The 14,966-nt window shown below is 53.7% G+C and carries 12 protein-coding genes; 7 read left to right on the forward strand and 5 right to left on the reverse strand.

The window, feature by feature from the left end; genetic code table 11:
* Positions 1-88 precede the first annotated feature (88 nt).
* On the forward strand, positions 89-1,498 hold the full coding sequence (locus NXT00_RS06340) for an AI-2E family transporter (protein ID WP_259078648.1): 1,410 nt from the start codon (positions 89-91) through the stop codon (positions 1,496-1,498).
* Between the two features lie 66 nt (positions 1,499-1,564).
* On the opposite strand, the gene NXT00_RS06345 is transcribed toward NXT00_RS06340, so the two are convergent.
* Complete coding sequence (locus NXT00_RS06345; RefSeq protein ID WP_259078641.1) at positions 1,565-3,169, reverse strand: inorganic phosphate transporter; 1,605 nt, start codon at positions 3,167-3,169, stop codon at positions 1,565-1,567.
* A 332-nt stretch (positions 3,170-3,501) separates the two neighbouring features.
* Here NXT00_RS06345 and NXT00_RS06350 point away from each other — a divergent pair, with 332 nt between their 5' ends.
* The 4 genes from NXT00_RS06350 to NXT00_RS06365 all read left to right on the forward strand — a co-directional run bounded on the left by NXT00_RS06350 (position 3,502) and on the right by NXT00_RS06365 (position 9,683).
* Positions 3,502-6,357, forward strand: coding sequence for a (Fe-S)-binding protein (locus NXT00_RS06350; protein WP_259158452.1), 2,856 nt, complete (start codon positions 3,502-3,504; stop codon positions 6,355-6,357).
* Positions 6,358-6,430: 73 nt separating this feature from the next.
* On the forward strand, positions 6,431-7,045 hold the full coding sequence (locus NXT00_RS06355; RefSeq protein WP_259078637.1) for a DUF1707 domain-containing protein: 615 nt from the start codon (positions 6,431-6,433) through the stop codon (positions 7,043-7,045).
* Between the two features lie 71 nt (positions 7,046-7,116).
* Positions 7,117-8,388: a pyridoxal phosphate-dependent aminotransferase gene (locus NXT00_RS06360; RefSeq protein WP_310470415.1), complete on the forward strand. Its 1,272-nt coding sequence runs from the start codon at positions 7,117-7,119 to the stop codon at positions 8,386-8,388.
* A 32-nt stretch (positions 8,389-8,420) separates the two neighbouring features.
* The gene (locus NXT00_RS06365) at positions 8,421-9,683 is read left to right on the forward strand and encodes a YibE/F family protein (RefSeq protein ID WP_259158453.1); all 1,263 of its coding nucleotides are present in this window, start codon (positions 8,421-8,423) and stop codon (positions 9,681-9,683) included.
* A gap of 42 nt (positions 9,684-9,725) precedes the next feature.
* Here the strand turns inward: NXT00_RS06365 and dcd are convergent, their stop codons facing one another.
* The gene (gene dcd / locus NXT00_RS06370) at positions 9,726-10,289 is read right to left on the reverse strand and encodes a dCTP deaminase (protein ID WP_259158454.1); all 564 of its coding nucleotides are present in this window, start codon (positions 10,287-10,289) and stop codon (positions 9,726-9,728) included.
* A 302-nt stretch (positions 10,290-10,591) separates the two neighbouring features.
* On the opposite strand from dcd, the gene NXT00_RS06375 reads away from it, so the two are divergent.
* Positions 10,592-11,185 (forward strand): low molecular weight phosphatase family protein, encoded by a 594-nt coding sequence (locus NXT00_RS06375; RefSeq protein ID WP_259078631.1) that lies wholly within the window; start codon positions 10,592-10,594, stop codon positions 11,183-11,185.
* Between the two features lie 48 nt (positions 11,186-11,233).
* Here NXT00_RS06375 and NXT00_RS06380 read toward each other — a convergent pair whose 3' ends face one another.
* The 3 genes from NXT00_RS06380 to NXT00_RS06390 all read right to left on the reverse strand — a co-directional run bounded on the left by NXT00_RS06380 (position 11,234) and on the right by NXT00_RS06390 (position 14,642).
* Positions 11,234-11,587 (reverse strand): hypothetical protein, encoded by a 354-nt coding sequence (locus NXT00_RS06380; protein ID WP_259158455.1) that lies wholly within the window; start codon positions 11,585-11,587, stop codon positions 11,234-11,236.
* Positions 11,588-11,778: 191 nt separating this feature from the next.
* Complete coding sequence (locus NXT00_RS06385) at positions 11,779-13,467, reverse strand: VanW family protein (protein ID WP_259078620.1); 1,689 nt, start codon at positions 13,465-13,467, stop codon at positions 11,779-11,781.
* A 53-nt stretch (positions 13,468-13,520) separates the two neighbouring features.
* On the reverse strand, positions 13,521-14,642 hold the full coding sequence (locus tag NXT00_RS06390; protein ID WP_259078619.1) for a glycoside hydrolase family 3 N-terminal domain-containing protein: 1,122 nt from the start codon (positions 14,640-14,642) through the stop codon (positions 13,521-13,523).
* A 119-nt stretch (positions 14,643-14,761) separates the two neighbouring features.
* Between NXT00_RS06390 and NXT00_RS06395 the strand changes: the two genes are divergently transcribed.
* Positions 14,762-14,959 (forward strand): DUF2613 domain-containing protein, encoded by a 198-nt coding sequence (locus NXT00_RS06395; RefSeq protein WP_259078618.1) that lies wholly within the window; start codon positions 14,762-14,764, stop codon positions 14,957-14,959.
* Positions 14,960-14,966 lie beyond the last annotated feature (7 nt).

A 14,966-nucleotide genomic window follows, 5' to 3' on the forward strand; every position in this document is an offset into this window, starting at 1 on the left:
GGCGAACACATTCTCTACAGGTCTTCTTCCTTTCCGCCACCCCCTGCCCAATAGACTTTTTAAAAAAAAGTGTGGCAAAGTATTTCCCATGTCCAAGAATTCCCATGGTAATGACCACCAAAAAGGCGACAAATCGCAGGCTAAAGAACATCTAGCCAACAAGGATCACGAGGCACTCGAGGAGGCCGTATTAGGCATCGTGGAATACGATGAAACGCACCCTTCTGAAAACACCACAGTGGCCCCGAGTGCTGTGGAGGATCGCGACACCCATATTGTCGAATCTGATGATCCAGCTGAGCCTATTATCGCCCATACCGACCGCGCCGAGATCTTAGGGAATGACGGACGGTGGGTTGCAGGCTGGGCCTTACGCTTTATCATCATGGTCATCGCGGGTTACCTAGCATGGCGTGGCCTAGGCGCCATATGGAAGGCTCTGCTTCCCGTTCTCCTAGCCATCTTGGTCAGTTCTGTGCTGTGGCCACCAGTGCGTTGGATGCGTAATAAAGGCATTCCCGCCGGTCTCGCCTCCGCTGGTGTTATTTTAGGCTTCTTCGTGCTGATGGGCGTGCTCGTGAGAGCTATGGCTCCGTCGGTCGCATCTCAGTCCCGGGAACTGTCCCAGCGAGCAGCCATCGGCGCTCGTCAAATCCAAGAATGGATTCAAAGCCGTCCCTTTGATCTCGATTTTTCTCGCTTCGATTCGGTTATTGATGATTTGACGGCCTTCCTCCAGACCCGTTCCGCCGATATAGCCAATGGTGTCTTCTCTGGCCTATCCACCGCGACCTCCATTTTGATCACCATCGTCTTGATGTTGGTCCTGACCTTCTTCTTCCTGAAGGACGGAGTGGGTCTACTTCCGATGCTCCGCAAGGCCGCCGGCCCTAATGCTGGGTGGCATATTACTGAGGCGCTGACCCGTGTATGGAATACCATCTCTGGATTTATCCGTACCCAAGCCATCGTCTCCCTCGTCGACGCTGTCTTTATTGGTGGGGGCCTTTTAATTCTTGGCGTCCCCCTCGCGCTAGTGCTCGCCGTGATCACCTTCTTCGCGGGCTTCATCCCTATTGTGGGCGCTTTCTCAGCTGGTGCCCTCGCGGTCATTATTGCCCTCGTCTCTAATGGTCTGACCAATGCCCTTTTGGTCTTGCTCCTCATCCTGGTTGTGCAGCAGCTCGAAGGCAATGTATTGCAGCCCCTGCTGCAATCCAAAGCTATGAATCTGCACGCTGCCGTTGTCCTACTCGCCGTTACTCTTGGCTCCTCCCTCTTCGGAGTAATCGGAGCCTTCCTTTCAGTACCAGTTGCAGCTACCATCGCGGTACTCGTTCGCTACCATCAAGAACTTGTAGCGCTTCGAGCAGGCGAAATTACTATCGACGATATCGAGCTTTCGACCAAGGTTGAAGCCACTTCTCCTAGTGGAACCCGCAAGGGTTTCCGTCTCTTTATCTCGGACCTCGCTTATCGAGGCCGACGCGATGTTTAACCCTCTCTGATGAAAAGGATCCCGCTGCATATGCAGCGGGATCCTTTTCATCAGGACAAGCAGCTATTAGCCCCAGATTGCATTGAGAACAAGAACTGCAATGGACGATACCGCCGCTGCGGATGGCAGGGTAATAATCCAGGCCAAAGCAATCGGTTTCATCAGCGACCAGTTGGCGGCGCGATTAACAATTCCCACGCCTAAGACTGCACCGATGAGAATATGAGTTGAGGAGACGGGAAGACCGAGCATTGAGGCAATCATCACCACGCTGGCTGCTGCCAGCTCCGCAGCAAAGCCCGAGGCTGGGTGCATCTTAGTCAGCCCAGAGCCCACGGTTTGAATAACGTAGCGGCCAATAAACCACAGGCCGGCGATGAGGGCAACACCACAGGTGATCATGGCAGCCGTCGGCACAGCGGCTTTGCTATTAATCTCCCCGGTCTTTAAGACATCGAGCACAGCAGAGAAGGGGCCAATAGCATTAGCGATATCATTGGAGCCGTGGGAAAAGGCAAAGGCCGACGCTGTAAATACCTGCATCCATGAGAAGAGGATAAAGGTAGCGCGTCCTAAGTTTTGGCGTTTAAGGGTACGAGAGAAAATGAAGACAGCCATCCACACAACGGCGGCAATCATGGCGAGCACCAAACCGTTACCCAAACTGGTGAGATGAATATTAGTGTGCTTGAGCCCTTTGAAGAGAATCATCGCGCCAATGAGTGCCGCTCCTAAAGCCGCGAGTAGCGGTACCCAATTCTCCAGAGCCTGGTGGGTATTGAGCTCATCGCGGCGTCGATTGAGACGGTGAAGATCGCGATAATAGTCTGATTCCAGCTCATCGGGGTCAAAATCTGGCTCCGCAATAAGCGCTGCATCGCGAGTCATGGCATTGGTATAGGCCAGCTGTTGGACCTCGTTCAGACGCTCGAAGGAGGATTTAAATTCGCGGTGCAAGCGTACGCGCTCTTCCTTGATAGCGCGCAGAGTGGTATCGGCGTCCTCGTTGAATTTCAAAATATGACGTTTAATCAAACCGAAGAGGATAAAGGCCGCTATGCCACCTAATACTGGAGAGAGCACCCAGGAGGCCGCAATGGATCCGATTTTATTCCACTGCACCATATCGGTGCCGCCAATACCTTCAGTAATGCCAAGACACAGAGACGCACCGACGATACCGCCGATTATGGAGTGAGTCGTAGACACTGGCCAGCCCATTCGGGTGGCCAATAGCAGCCAGACGGCAGCTCCAAGCAGGGAGGCCATCATAATGAAACCAAATTGATCGGCGCTCAAATTCACCGCTTCGAGATCCACGATCCCCGATTTCACGGTATCGGTTACTTCTCCACCTGCAAGAACTGCGCCCGATACCTCAAAGACCGCGGCAACAGCGAGTGCCTGTTTCATTGAGAGAGTGCCGGCACCTACAGAGGTGCCGAAAGAGTTAGCGACGTCGTTACCGCCGATATTAAAAGCCATGAATGTGCCGAAGACGATGGCTGTGATCAGCATGGCTTTATTTGCCTCAGGACCGACGTAGCCGAAGGACCAGAAACCGAAGAAGATGACGACGCCAGCCAGCAGGCCGCCGAATCCTAGATGCCACCACTTATCGGTAGCATCATTATTGGCTATGGGCGCCACTGCAATGGAGCTATTTGTCATAGGGAAAATCCAACTTTCTCAACGCCGTTTGTTTGGTGAGGGTTTCATCCGTGGATGATCGTACCGAGAAGCAGCTTTCTCGCCCTTGGTAAACAAAAGGTTAATAACCCCCTATTAAGGGGTATTAGGTCTCTACCTTGTCCCTAAAGTGATCAGCAGTGGATTGGACAGCTTGCGTGACCGCGGCCACTAGCTGACCACTAGCTATAGTACTGAACGCTAGGCGAATAAGACGTTGCGGGCGCAACCCTACTAGAGTTAGCAGCACATGGAATTGTGCCCATCTTTCAAAAATGTAATAGCTACCCTCCCCGAAGGTTTTCCTCATCTCTATGCCTGACACTTCTTTATTCATTATTGGCGTAATTGGCATTCTTGCCTCAGTGCCCGCCTGGGTTTATTTTGGGCTCGCGGTTAGACGTTTATTCAAACTCATCTCCTCAGGTCAGCCCACCCCTCATCGCTTTAATCAACCGCTCAAGCGCGTCGCACTGACATTAAAGGAAGTATTTTTTCACACCGAGATGATGCGCAAACCAGTTGTCGCCCTCGCCCACTGGTTTGTCATGATGGGCTTTCTTATCGGCTCGGTGGTGTGGTTTGAAGCCTATATCCAGACCTTTGTACCTGCGGGCGGCTGGCCAATATTATCCTCACTCAAGCTCTACCATTTTGCCGAGGAATTCTTGGCCATTGGGACAGTTCTTGGCATTAGCGCTCTTTTTATACTGCGGCTGCGGAAAGGAACGCGAGATCGTCTGTCGCGCTTCTACGGGTCGTCGTCACGCGCAGCCTTTTTCGTTGAAGCTGTCGTCTTCGGCGAGGGACTGGGAATGCTCTTAGTCAAAGCCGGCAAGATCGCAACCTACGGTCAAGCCTCAGTATGGGCAGATTTTCTCAGCCGCTATATCGCGCTTCTCTTGCCCGCTTCCCCTGTGATGGTGAGCCTCTTTGCGCTCTTTAAATTACTCACTGGCATGGTGTGGCTGATCGTTGTTGCCCACAACTTAAACTGGGGGGTGGCGTGGCACCGCTTCCTCGCCTTCTTCTCCATCTTCTTCCAGCGCCTTGACAGCACCCCGAAATCTCTGGGGGCGATGGTACCTATGTATTCAGGTGGCGAAAAACTCGATATCGCAACCCTTGACGATACCGACTACGAGCTTGGGGTGGGCACCCTCGATCAGGCACCATGGAAACTCCTCCTTGACTCCACAGCTTGCACTGAATGTGGGCGGTGCCAGGAGCAGTGCCCAGCCTGGCACACAGACAAGCCGCTCTCACCGAAGCTTTTTATCACCGATATTCGCGATGCTGCCGTTGCCAACTCCAGTTACCTCACCGACCCTGCCACCTTCCAGGCCGACTCCTCACACGCCAACCTCGATGTGCTCCGGCTCGCTGGTGAAGGGGCGATCATCGAACCTGATGTGCTTTGGAGTTGCACCAACTGCGGAGCCTGCGTGGAGCAGTGCCCCGTTGATATCGAACATATCGACCATATTTCCAACCTACGCCGCTACCAGGTATTGTCTGCCTCCGAATTCCCCAGCGAATTAGCTGGACTCTTCAAGGCCCTCGAAACTAAGGGAAACCCTTGGGGGCGCAACCGCAAAGAGCGCGCCAGCTGGATCGACGAGGCCCGTCGCGACGGAATCACTGTCCCCATCTTTGGCGAAGACATCACCGACTTCTCCGATACCGAGTATCTCTTCTGGGTGGGGTGCGCTGGTGCCTTTGACGAAGCCGGACGCCGAACCACTCGAGCGGTTGTGGAATTATTGCACACTGCTGGGGTGAAATTTGCGGTGCTTTCCACCGGTGAAACCTGCACTGGAGATCCCGCCCGACGAGCTGGCAATGAATTCCTCTTCCAAGAGCTTGCCCACGACAATATCGGTACCCTCAATGGTGTTTTCAATGGAGTGGTGCAGGGCCAGCGCAAGATCATCACCACCTGTCCGCACTGCTTCAATACGCTGCGCAATGAATACCCCGATTTCGACGGGCACTTCGACGTCTTCCACCATACCCAGCTGTTGAACCGTCTGGTGCGCGATCAATTACTCACGCCAGTCCCTCGCTCCGCAGCGGACCGAGCTCCCATTACCTACCACGATCCTTGTTTTCTGGGTCGACATAACAAAATTTTTGATCCACCACGTGAACTCATCGAGGCCACGGGCGCCGAATTGACAGAGATGGATCGCAACCGCAATGAGGGCTTCTGCTGTGGCGCTGGCGGCGCTCGCATGTTCATGGAGGAAAAGCTCGGCAGCCGTATCAGCGATAACCGCGCCCAAGAAGCCATTGCCTCAGGTGCGGGGTCTATTGCTGTGGGCTGCCCCTTCTGCAACACCATGCTGACTGGCGGGGTAAAAGCTCAGAGCACCGAGAATGCACCTGAGGTTAAAGACGTTGCTCAGATGTTGCGCGACTCTATTCTTATTGACGGACACCTGCCTCCGCCTCACGAGAAGCGCTTCCTCGAGCAATCGATTCGTCTCAAGAAAAAGGCGGAGAGCGCTCCAGAGCCAGCCACTCCGAGGCGCCAACAGCAGAAACCAACAGATACTGCACCAAGGAGCACGCCGGTCGTGTCTGCTGCTGTGCCTCCCGTACCTGTTGTACCCACCGTGCTCACCGTGCCCACAGTACCCACGCCACCGCAGACGGCGAATCAACCCACTGCAGTTCCACCGGTGACCACACCAGCAGTGCCGGTACCTCCTGCGGCTGCACCACCGCTAGCGGTACTCCCTACAGCAGTTCCACCGGCAGCCACCCCTCCAACAGCTACTCCCCCTACGGCCGTGCCCCCGGCACCGGTTCCACCTACAAGCGTCCCTCCAGCAGCTACCCCTCCCACCGTCGGCGCATCTTCACCAGTTCCGCCAGCAGCTACTCCCCCCATAGCTGTGCCACCAGCACCAGTACCACCGGCTGCGGTTCCACCAGCGCCTACTCCCCCCAGCGCTGGCGCTCCTTCACCGGTTCCACCAGCAGCTACTCCCCCCGTGGCCGTGCCCTCCGCGCCGGCTCCACCTACGAGCGTCCCACCAGCAGCTACCCCTCCCATAGCCGTGCCACCAGCACCCGTACCACCGGCTGCGGTACCGCCTACCGCTATACCCCCTCTTGTGGAGCCACCAGAGGCAACCGACACGGATGACGGCGAGGATTCCTAAGCTGAGTACATGGAAAGGAAAATCGGGGTCTTCCCCGATTTCTTTTCTCTCTACTTCTACTAAACTGGAGCTTATGAGTATGAATGGGCTTCCGGACTATCGTTTGGGTGACGCTGAGCGCAGCAAGGCTATTGACGAGTTGGGCATTCATGTAGCCCAAGGACGCCTAAACTTGGACGAGTACGAAGAGCGTGTCGATAGAATTACACACGCAACCAAACGTGCTGAGGTGATGGAGGTTTTCGCGGATCTTCCCCGACCTCAAGAACCCGTCCTTTCTCCTATGGAACCTATGTATAGTCGCAGCGAGATTATGGAGGCCCACCGCTCAGGGCGACGCATTCGCTTAGGGGTCCTCTTGCTGGGAACCCTCGTTTCCTTTATGTCCCTCGGGGCTACGGGTTTAGAATCTTTCCTATTTTTGCCCTTTATTTTGTACATCCTTTTATACCTTTTTAAGGTCGGACCAAGCTCGTGGCACGCACCAAGTGCAGCGGCGTTGGATAGGCGTCGACAATTGCAGGCAAAAAGCGCTCAGCGCGAAGAGCTCATGTGGGCTCAGTACAACCTTGAGCAACAGCGATTAGCGCAGCGCGCAATCAGGCAACAAAAACAGGAAGAACTGAAAACGAATGTTCTTGATGCCACCTCACGTCTCATCGCCGAAGCGCGGAGACGTCATTCCTAAGCGGGACAGCTCTCTAAGTAACACACAGGTTTATTCACACCTGGGTGCCATCGGTGGCACAATAAGAAGCTATGAAGGCAAAGGATTTGCAACCAGCTCCCGAAAAATCACGCACGAGGCGACCACGCCGCATCTTCGATCAGGCCGACAAGATGAAGAATGTGCTCTACGAAATTCGTGGGCCAGTCGCTAAAGAAGCCGAACGCTTAGAAGCCGACGGACACCGCATTCTGAAACTGAATACAGGTAATCCAGCAGTTTTCGGATTCGAAGCACCGGATGTGATCATTCGCGATATGATCGCTTCCTTGCCCACTGCTCAGGGGTATTCCACCTCGAAGGGCATCATCTCAGCCCGCCGCGCAATTGTCACTCGCTATGAGCTAATTCCCGACTTCCCATATTTTGATGTCGATGATGTCTATCTTGGCAATGGTGTCTCCGAGCTCATCACCATGACGGCTCAAGCGCTCCTTAGCAATGGTGACGAGGTGCTTATTCCTGCGCCAGATTACCCCCTGTGGACCGCGGCGACCTCCCTCGCAGGCGGTAAGCCGGTGCACTATCTCTGCGATGAGGAGGATAACTGGAATCCCTCGATTGCTGATATTCGGGAAAAGATCACCCCGCAAACCAAAGCCATTGTGATCATTAACCCCAATAATCCCACAGGCGCGGTGTATTCTCGCGAGGTTCTGCAACAGATCGTTGATATTGCCCGCGAATACGATCTCCTTATTTTAGCGGATGAGATCTATGACAGAATTCTCTACGATGATGCCGAGCATATTTCTATTGCCACTCTCTGCCCTGATCTTTTGTGCATTACGTTTAATGGCCTGTCGAAGGCATACCGCGTTGCCGGCTACCGGGCTGGATGGATGGTCATCACAGGTCCACGACATAATGCTTCTGGTTTTATTGAAGGCATTGACCTTCTCGCTGGCACCAGATTGTGCCCCAACGTGCCAGCGCAGCACGCCATTCAAGTAGCTTTGGGTGGTCGTCAGTCCATCTATCAGCTCACTGGTAGTGGCGGGCGGCTACTCGAACAGCGCAATATCACCTTTGACAAGCTTAACCAGATCCCTGGTGTGTCCTGCGTCAAACCCATGGGGGCGCTCTATGCCTTCCCGAAGCTTGATTTAGATTATTATGATATTCACGATGATGCGCAGCTTATGTTGGATTTGCTGCGCTCCGAAAAAATTCTGCTCGTCCACGGCACCGGCTTCAACTGGCCTCGACCCGATCACTTTAGGGTCGTGACACTCCCGTGGGCGAGCGAATTATCGGTTGCCATCGAGCGCTTGGGTAATTTCCTCGCCAGCTACAAGCAGTAAAATCCGCAGAATTTTTCCAGGAGGTTAGGCTGGTGGGTCGGCACGCCACGCACACTACTGCTCCTCGGGGTCGATCCCCGCTCGCCCCATGGCGAGCAGCAGTATTAATATCGCTACTCATTTGGGCAGCACTAGCGATAGCAGGAGTGGGATATTTATGGCCCGGGGGCAAAACCCCTCAGGTCTCCCCCAGCTTTTACCAGACCTTTTCGGTAGGCACTGCCCAAGTGGATGGCACCGTCTCCCACGAGCAACGAGGTTCCTGCTCCAGCCCCGAAGCGGGACGCATCTTTACTACATCTCCCCGAGTGGTACCCGGCAGCACGAGTGATTGCCAATGGTATCTCGTCGATATCACCAGTGGCGAAAATTCTGGTCAACGCACCCTGATCATCAACTCTGGGGAGGCCAGCGATCCCACCCTCAGCGTGGGCCAAAAAATCCGACTCACCGAGACCAAGGATACGAATGGGGATTTGGCCTACGCCTTTGGTGATATCAATCGCAGTTTCGAACTGATTCTGTGGGCTCTCGCCATCGCAGGCGCCATCGTGGCCCTAGCCTTAATGCGGGGCATTCGTGCTCTCATCGGTCTTGGACTGACCCTTATTTTTATTGCAAAATTCACCATTCCAGCACTGCTGCTAGGTGAAAACCCACTAGCGATTGCTGTATTAAGCGGCTCGGTTATTCTGCCTATCGTGGTGATCTTGGTTCATGGCTTGAACTGGAAATCCGCAGCGGCCTTGGGGGGCACCATGGTCGCACTAGCGGTAGCAGCGTGGCTCGCCACTGTGGCAATAGAACACAATCAGATCCGTGGGCTCGGTGAAGAGGGCAACCTTTATATCCTGTTGTATCTACCGGATGTCAACGTCGTGGGGCTGATGCTGTGCGGCTTTATTATTGGTTCCTTGGGCGTACTCAACGACGTTGCCGTGGCTCAAGCATCCACCATCAACGAGCTTGCTGAGCTCGATCCTGAGGCTAAACCCTGGCGCCTCTTTGTTTCGGCGATGCGGGTCGGCCGCGACCATATTTCCTCCATGGTGTACACACTTGTTCTCACATATACCGGCGCGACCTTACCCATGATGCTCTTGCTGAGCGTCTCGGATAGGCCCTTAGGTCAAATTCTTAGCTCTGATCTTGTCGCTACCGAATTACTACGTTCTGGAATAGGTGCTTTTGCGCTGACCCTTTCAGTTCCTCTCACCACGCTTTTAGCAGCGTATACGGTGCCTGATTCTACGCGCGGAAGCCATGCAGTTCGACAGGTTGGGCACAGCCACTAAATGCCGAAGCCCCCTTTATACGGGGGCTTTTTCATTGGGCTTTTAACGGAAGTTGAGATAGGCCTTGGACGGGGTAGGCCCTCGCTGGCCCTGGTATTTTGATCCCAGAGCCCCAGACCCATAGGGAATTTCTGCTGGTGTAGTGAGCTTGAACAACGCTAGCTGCCCAACCTTCATTCCAGGCCACAAGATAATCGGCAGATTAGCCACATTAGACAACTCCAAGGTGATATAGCCGGAAAAACCTGGATCAATGAAGCCCGCCGTAGAGTGGGTCAGCAAACCGAGGCGTCCGAGCGAGGATTTGCCTTCGAGACGCCCGGCAATATGGGAGGGAAGTGTGAACCTCTCTAATGTCGAGCCAAGGACAAATTCTCCTGGGTGCAGGACGAAGGGTTCACCCTCTTCGACTTCCACCAAGCTGGTGAGGTCATCTTGCTGTAATTTTGGGTCGATATGGGTGTACTTCGAGTTATTAAACACTCGGAAATACCGATCCATACGCACGTCGATACTCGAGGGCTGAATAAGTTCGGGATCGAAGGGCTCAATAATGAGCTCGTGAGCGTCGAGGGCAGCTCGAATATCTTTGTCGGAATAAAGCACGTCTCTTAGTCTAATAGCTTCATTCTCGATTGCAATGACAAGCCCGCTCCATCTCGCAGGTGTTCCCCTAGACAAGCCCCGCAAAACACTTTTTCCTAATATTTTCTCCTTTGTTAATTTTCTTATAAATAAACGTCAGCGTGCATATTTATGGCCGTTAGTGGAATTCACCCACGGGATAAGATCAATAATTGGGTTGCACCAACGATTTTTCTGGGTAGAGTAGTACAGATCATCACTAGTGGAGCAATCCTTGTGAAGTGACCATTTAAAAAGAAGAAAAGAAAAGGAGCCTCAGCGATATGTCTTTTATGAATCTCACATCAACGAAGCTCTCAAACCGCTGGGGAGAAATTTTTTCCAATTTCCTCGGCGGGGAAGAACAACCTCCTCGTCCCGTGAGCCCCGAGAGCGAGCCTCAGGAAGATCTCAGTGTCTATTTGAGTCGAAGCCACTCTGCTACGCAACCTACTGGCACGACACACAGTATTCTGTTTGTCTCCGCAGATAATGCAGCTCGGACTCAAATCGCTTCCGCCTATACCCGCTATCTCGGCGGGGAAAATGTTTTCGTCCGCTCTGTAGGAACGGACCCACAGTTTATGGTGGAGCCAATGGTTATCGAGGTGCTTCAAGAGCGCGGAATTCCCACAGTAGATTTGAAGCCCAAGACCTTCAACCCCCATACCGTCGATCACATAGAAACAATTGTATCCTTCGACGAAGAAGCGGTTACAGGCTCCCATCACTGGGTAGTGAACAAGGATGTGAGCAGCCCGAAGGCTTGTCACCAAATGTGCGATCAAATCGAAGCCAATGTGCGGAATCTCCTTGAGGAATGCGGCATCGAGCCACGCCCTCACGGTAAACTCATTCCCGAATTTATGGCAGCATAAAAAATCCTCTTACTCCCGATTGAGAGTAAGAGGATTTTTTTATTCGCTTTAGGCGTGAACCTTAGGCATACCCTTCTTCATGATGCCCTTGCCGTGGTGCATATCAGGCGCTGGAGCAGGAGCAGGAGCTGGCATCAGCTTAGCCATGACAGCCTTCACAACGGAGCCAAGATAAGCCACGAGAGCAGCGGTACCGAAAACAGCACCGAGAACAGTACCCGTGATGGCACCGATCTGAGCTGGCTCGAGCTCTTTTTGAGCAGGATCTGCAGGAGCCGCTGGAGCCGCTGGGGCCGCAGGAGCTGCAGGAGCATCTGAACCGGACTGCGCGTAGGCAGGGGTAGCAACGACGAGAGAGGAGGCTACTGCCAAGGAAGCGAGAAGAGAAACAGTCTTCTTCATTATTTCCACCTTATAAGTGTGAGACAACAAACGGAAAAATTAAGCTGATACAAGCATAATGCGAGCGGTGAGATAAAGGCGAACTAACGCTACTCACCTTCCACCTCAGGCTCCACCGAGAAATAATAGCATTTTCACATTTTAACCGCTTTATATTCAACAAATGTATCCGCCCCCAAATGAGGGCAGTTCTAGCGACATCGAACGATCGGCGATGGATCGTATATTGTGACTTGTTTTTCGCGACTAAGCTCGTTACCCGCCAAATCCCTAATGATTCGGGTATCACTCGTAGTAAAACCAGGAGCACCGCCAGAAGGTGAGCAATTACTTCCTGATACATTCATCACCTGGGGCTGGGTATAGGCCCACCGTCCGCCATTAACAGATTCCACCTCAACAGTTTTTACGCCCATAAAGCTCACCGTAATAGCTCCGTCTCCGAAGGCAGTGACAATGCGAACGGGATGGGAAGAGGTATTTTTAAACTGCAGATCAATGAGACCCTCATAGACCGTTGCTTCGCGACCTGCGGGGTAGCGCGAAATATAATAGCTATGCGGAGTGTGGGTGATGTCTTGCATTCCAGCAAAATAGGAAGCGTTGTACAACGTAGTAGCGAACTGAGAAATTCCGCCGCCAACCGCAGTATCTGCTCGGCCATTCAAAATAACGCCAGATTCTACATAGCCTTGAGCTCTTCCGCGGGGCCCGGTATAACCGTTTAGGCTAAATATTTCACCTGGGGCCACGATGGCACCGGAAACCATCTCTGCCACCCGCTTGATATTGACCCCCGATGGGCCCGAATAACCGGACGTTGTAAAGCTAGAGACCTGTTGGTCAAAGGTGGCAACCTGAGCCATCTCGGTCGTGAAGGTCGCGGGGTTATCACGATAGATAGCATCAAATTCTTTCGGGCTTGTTCCCGTAATGCGCTGGGGGAGTTCCTTGAGTGTCTCTTCCCAATCGATCATGACTCCATCAGCATGGGGGGTAACAACCTTAGAGCCATTGGAGAAATCTATGCGAGCATTTCTTTTAGGAACTTCCGTTTGTGCTAGGCCTTCAGATAGGATTTCGCGAGCTAACTCTGGGTTGACCTCTGGAATGAAGGTAGAATTTTTAGCTACGAAGGTGACGACTTCACCCATGCGAGCTGGCTCGATACGCCCGTCGATACCGTCGCGGCCGTGGACAATAATTGGTGCGGAGACTGACTCGGCGGCAATACCATCGACAACGCGCTGGACCTTATCCACACCGTATTCGGGATTGACAATGCTCGCATCCACGCTGACCCCCTGGGGACTCAACCATTCAGCTGGGATACTGGTGGCGAGCCATTCTCGCTGCACAACTTGACCATTTTCGGGGCGCGGATCGACGATAACCGTTCCCCCCTCGAGGCGAATAGCTCCGTTAATAGGCTCCCGGTTTAACTCTGCGACGAGGCGGTCGAGCTCAGGATTGAGCAGACTCTCATCTACGCTCGAGACTACGGGAACCTCATAGGTACGCCAGTGTCCCATGAAGCGACGAATCGGATTAAAAGGTTGATTCTCAACCGCTAAGAGGGTTTGATCCCAATCGATACCCAACCCGGCGCGCAAAGGCTCAATGGTCGCTGTGATTTCCCCCGCCTTAATGGTGACGGGTGCGGAAAACTTCTCCCCCAATTCCAGCTCTAATTTAGCTTGCGCCTCAGCCCTGTTGAGGCCACCGACATCTACGCCACCAATTGCGGTTCCAGGTGCGATAGTGCCGCGGTTGAGTGCAAAATCAGCCCCAATGACGGCAGCAACAATGGCCAGCAGCCCGATGAGGATGCCAGCGATAATGGTTGCTCTTCGAGACTTCTTCTTTGTCTTTGTGCCCACCGCTATTAATCTACCGGTGCTGTTGATCTAGACCAACAGGATCAGTACCCCCGTTAACGTTGTAAAGCAGCCACTCGCTCGGCGCGCGTACGCAGTTCAGCTATATTTTCCGTACCATAATCAGCGGTGACCTGATCGATAACCGCGGGCAATTCAGCGGTACTAATCCACAGTGCCTGGTCCGCCCCCGCACTGAGCGCCAGGCCCACCGCCTCGGGTATCGAGAGCTGATCACTGATTGCCCGCATCCCCGAGAGGTCATCGGTGAAAATAATCCCGCTAAATGGGCTGCCCCCTGGATAATGACCTCGACGCAGTAACTCGTATGCTTGAGGGCTCAGGCTTGCAGGCAGCTCCCCCAGACCTGGCACCACCATATGTCCGACCATCACTGCGGCATCAGGAATGTCGGCGATGGCGCCATAAGGCAGCAGATCCCTGGTCATCAGCTCATCGAGCGGCGGGGTGCGCACTGTCTCATGGTGGGAATCTCCAGTAGCTCGTCCATGACCTGGGAAATGCTTAAATACGGGGATCACCCCAGCATCGCGCATTCCCAGAGCAAAGGCCGTGGCATAGAGAGACGATCGGAGCGGATCATGGCTAAAGGCCCGATCGCCCACGACCGCCAGTCCGTCACCATCTACATCAATGACGGGGGCGAAGTTGACCGTAATACCGTGCTGATTAAGAATAGTGCCCATCTCGAAAGCGAGGCCGCGTACTTGATCGGGGCTCAACGTATCTGCCATATCCCGCGGGGACGGGAAGTCACCCAATATTTCCCGATGTCTGAGAACCCTACCGCCTTCGAAATCAATTCCAACAGCGAAGGGGCGCCCGATCAACCGTCGCAGAGTAGCTAGGTCACGGCCTGGGGTGATGAGTAATTCGGGGTTGCTATCAGATCGAATGAAAATCCCACCCACACCCTGACGCAAGGCGAAAAGGGCGTCATCGAAATCATTGACGCCAACCATCATAAGTTGCCCGACGAGGGCGCGCACTAATGCCGGGTCCTCCGGCGGAAGTTCTTGTTGAGGTAGTAGAAGAGTAGGCATGGGGGACGACGTGGTCACCGGCGCTTCGACTTCGTGGCGATTATCTGTATTGATCGTGCAGCTGTGTGCGAATACGGTGAGCGTGCCAAGGAGCGTTGCGAGCTTCTTTGACACCGTTGATCACGACCTTTGATTATTTCCCTGTTGAGTCCTGTTGCTAGTTTAGCCGTCTTCATCGAGTGATGTGGTGGGCAAGATGACGGAGTCAAGCGGTGGCTGGTATCTTGGTCATTATGGCTTTTTCTTCCGATTCTCTGCGATGGCGTACCCTAGGGCCGGCTATTGCCAGCGCTGCTGTGGGCATTGCTCTCGGTGTCGCAGCTATCGTCGGAAGTAATACTGCTATCGATGATAGCCCTGCTCAGCTCGATAACGGGTTATCGGCCTCAGATGCTATTCTCGGCGATCCGGAATACGGATCGCGCAACTAGCTGCGCA

It is taken from the genome of Corynebacterium sp. ES2715-CONJ3 (genome assembly GCF_024814365.1).
Taxonomy (GTDB): domain Bacteria; phylum Actinomycetota; class Actinomycetes; order Mycobacteriales; family Mycobacteriaceae; genus Corynebacterium.

Bases quoted from the DNA above. Each gene is read 5' to 3' on its own strand.
- NXT00_RS06395 (WP_259078618.1), top strand. From the start codon at position 14,762: ATGGCTTTTTCTTCCGATTCTCTGCGATGGCGTACCCTAGGGCCGGCT.
- NXT00_RS06345 (WP_259078641.1), bottom strand. From the start codon at position 3,169: ATGACAAATAGCTCCATTGCAGTGGCGCCCATAGCCAATAATGATGCT.
- NXT00_RS06350 (WP_259158452.1), top strand. From the start codon at position 3,502: ATGCCTGACACTTCTTTATTCATTATTGGCGTAATTGGCATTCTTGCC.
- NXT00_RS06340 (WP_259078648.1), top strand. From the start codon at position 89: ATGTCCAAGAATTCCCATGGTAATGACCACCAAAAAGGCGACAAATCG.
- NXT00_RS06380 (WP_259158455.1), bottom strand. From the start codon at position 11,587: ATGAAGAAGACTGTTTCTCTTCTCGCTTCCTTGGCAGTAGCCTCCTCT.
- NXT00_RS06355 (WP_259078637.1), top strand. From the start codon at position 6,431: ATGAGTATGAATGGGCTTCCGGACTATCGTTTGGGTGACGCTGAGCGC.
- NXT00_RS06375 (WP_259078631.1), top strand. From the start codon at position 10,592: ATGTCTTTTATGAATCTCACATCAACGAAGCTCTCAAACCGCTGGGGA.
- NXT00_RS06360 (WP_310470415.1), top strand. From the start codon at position 7,117: ATGAAGGCAAAGGATTTGCAACCAGCTCCCGAAAAATCACGCACGAGG.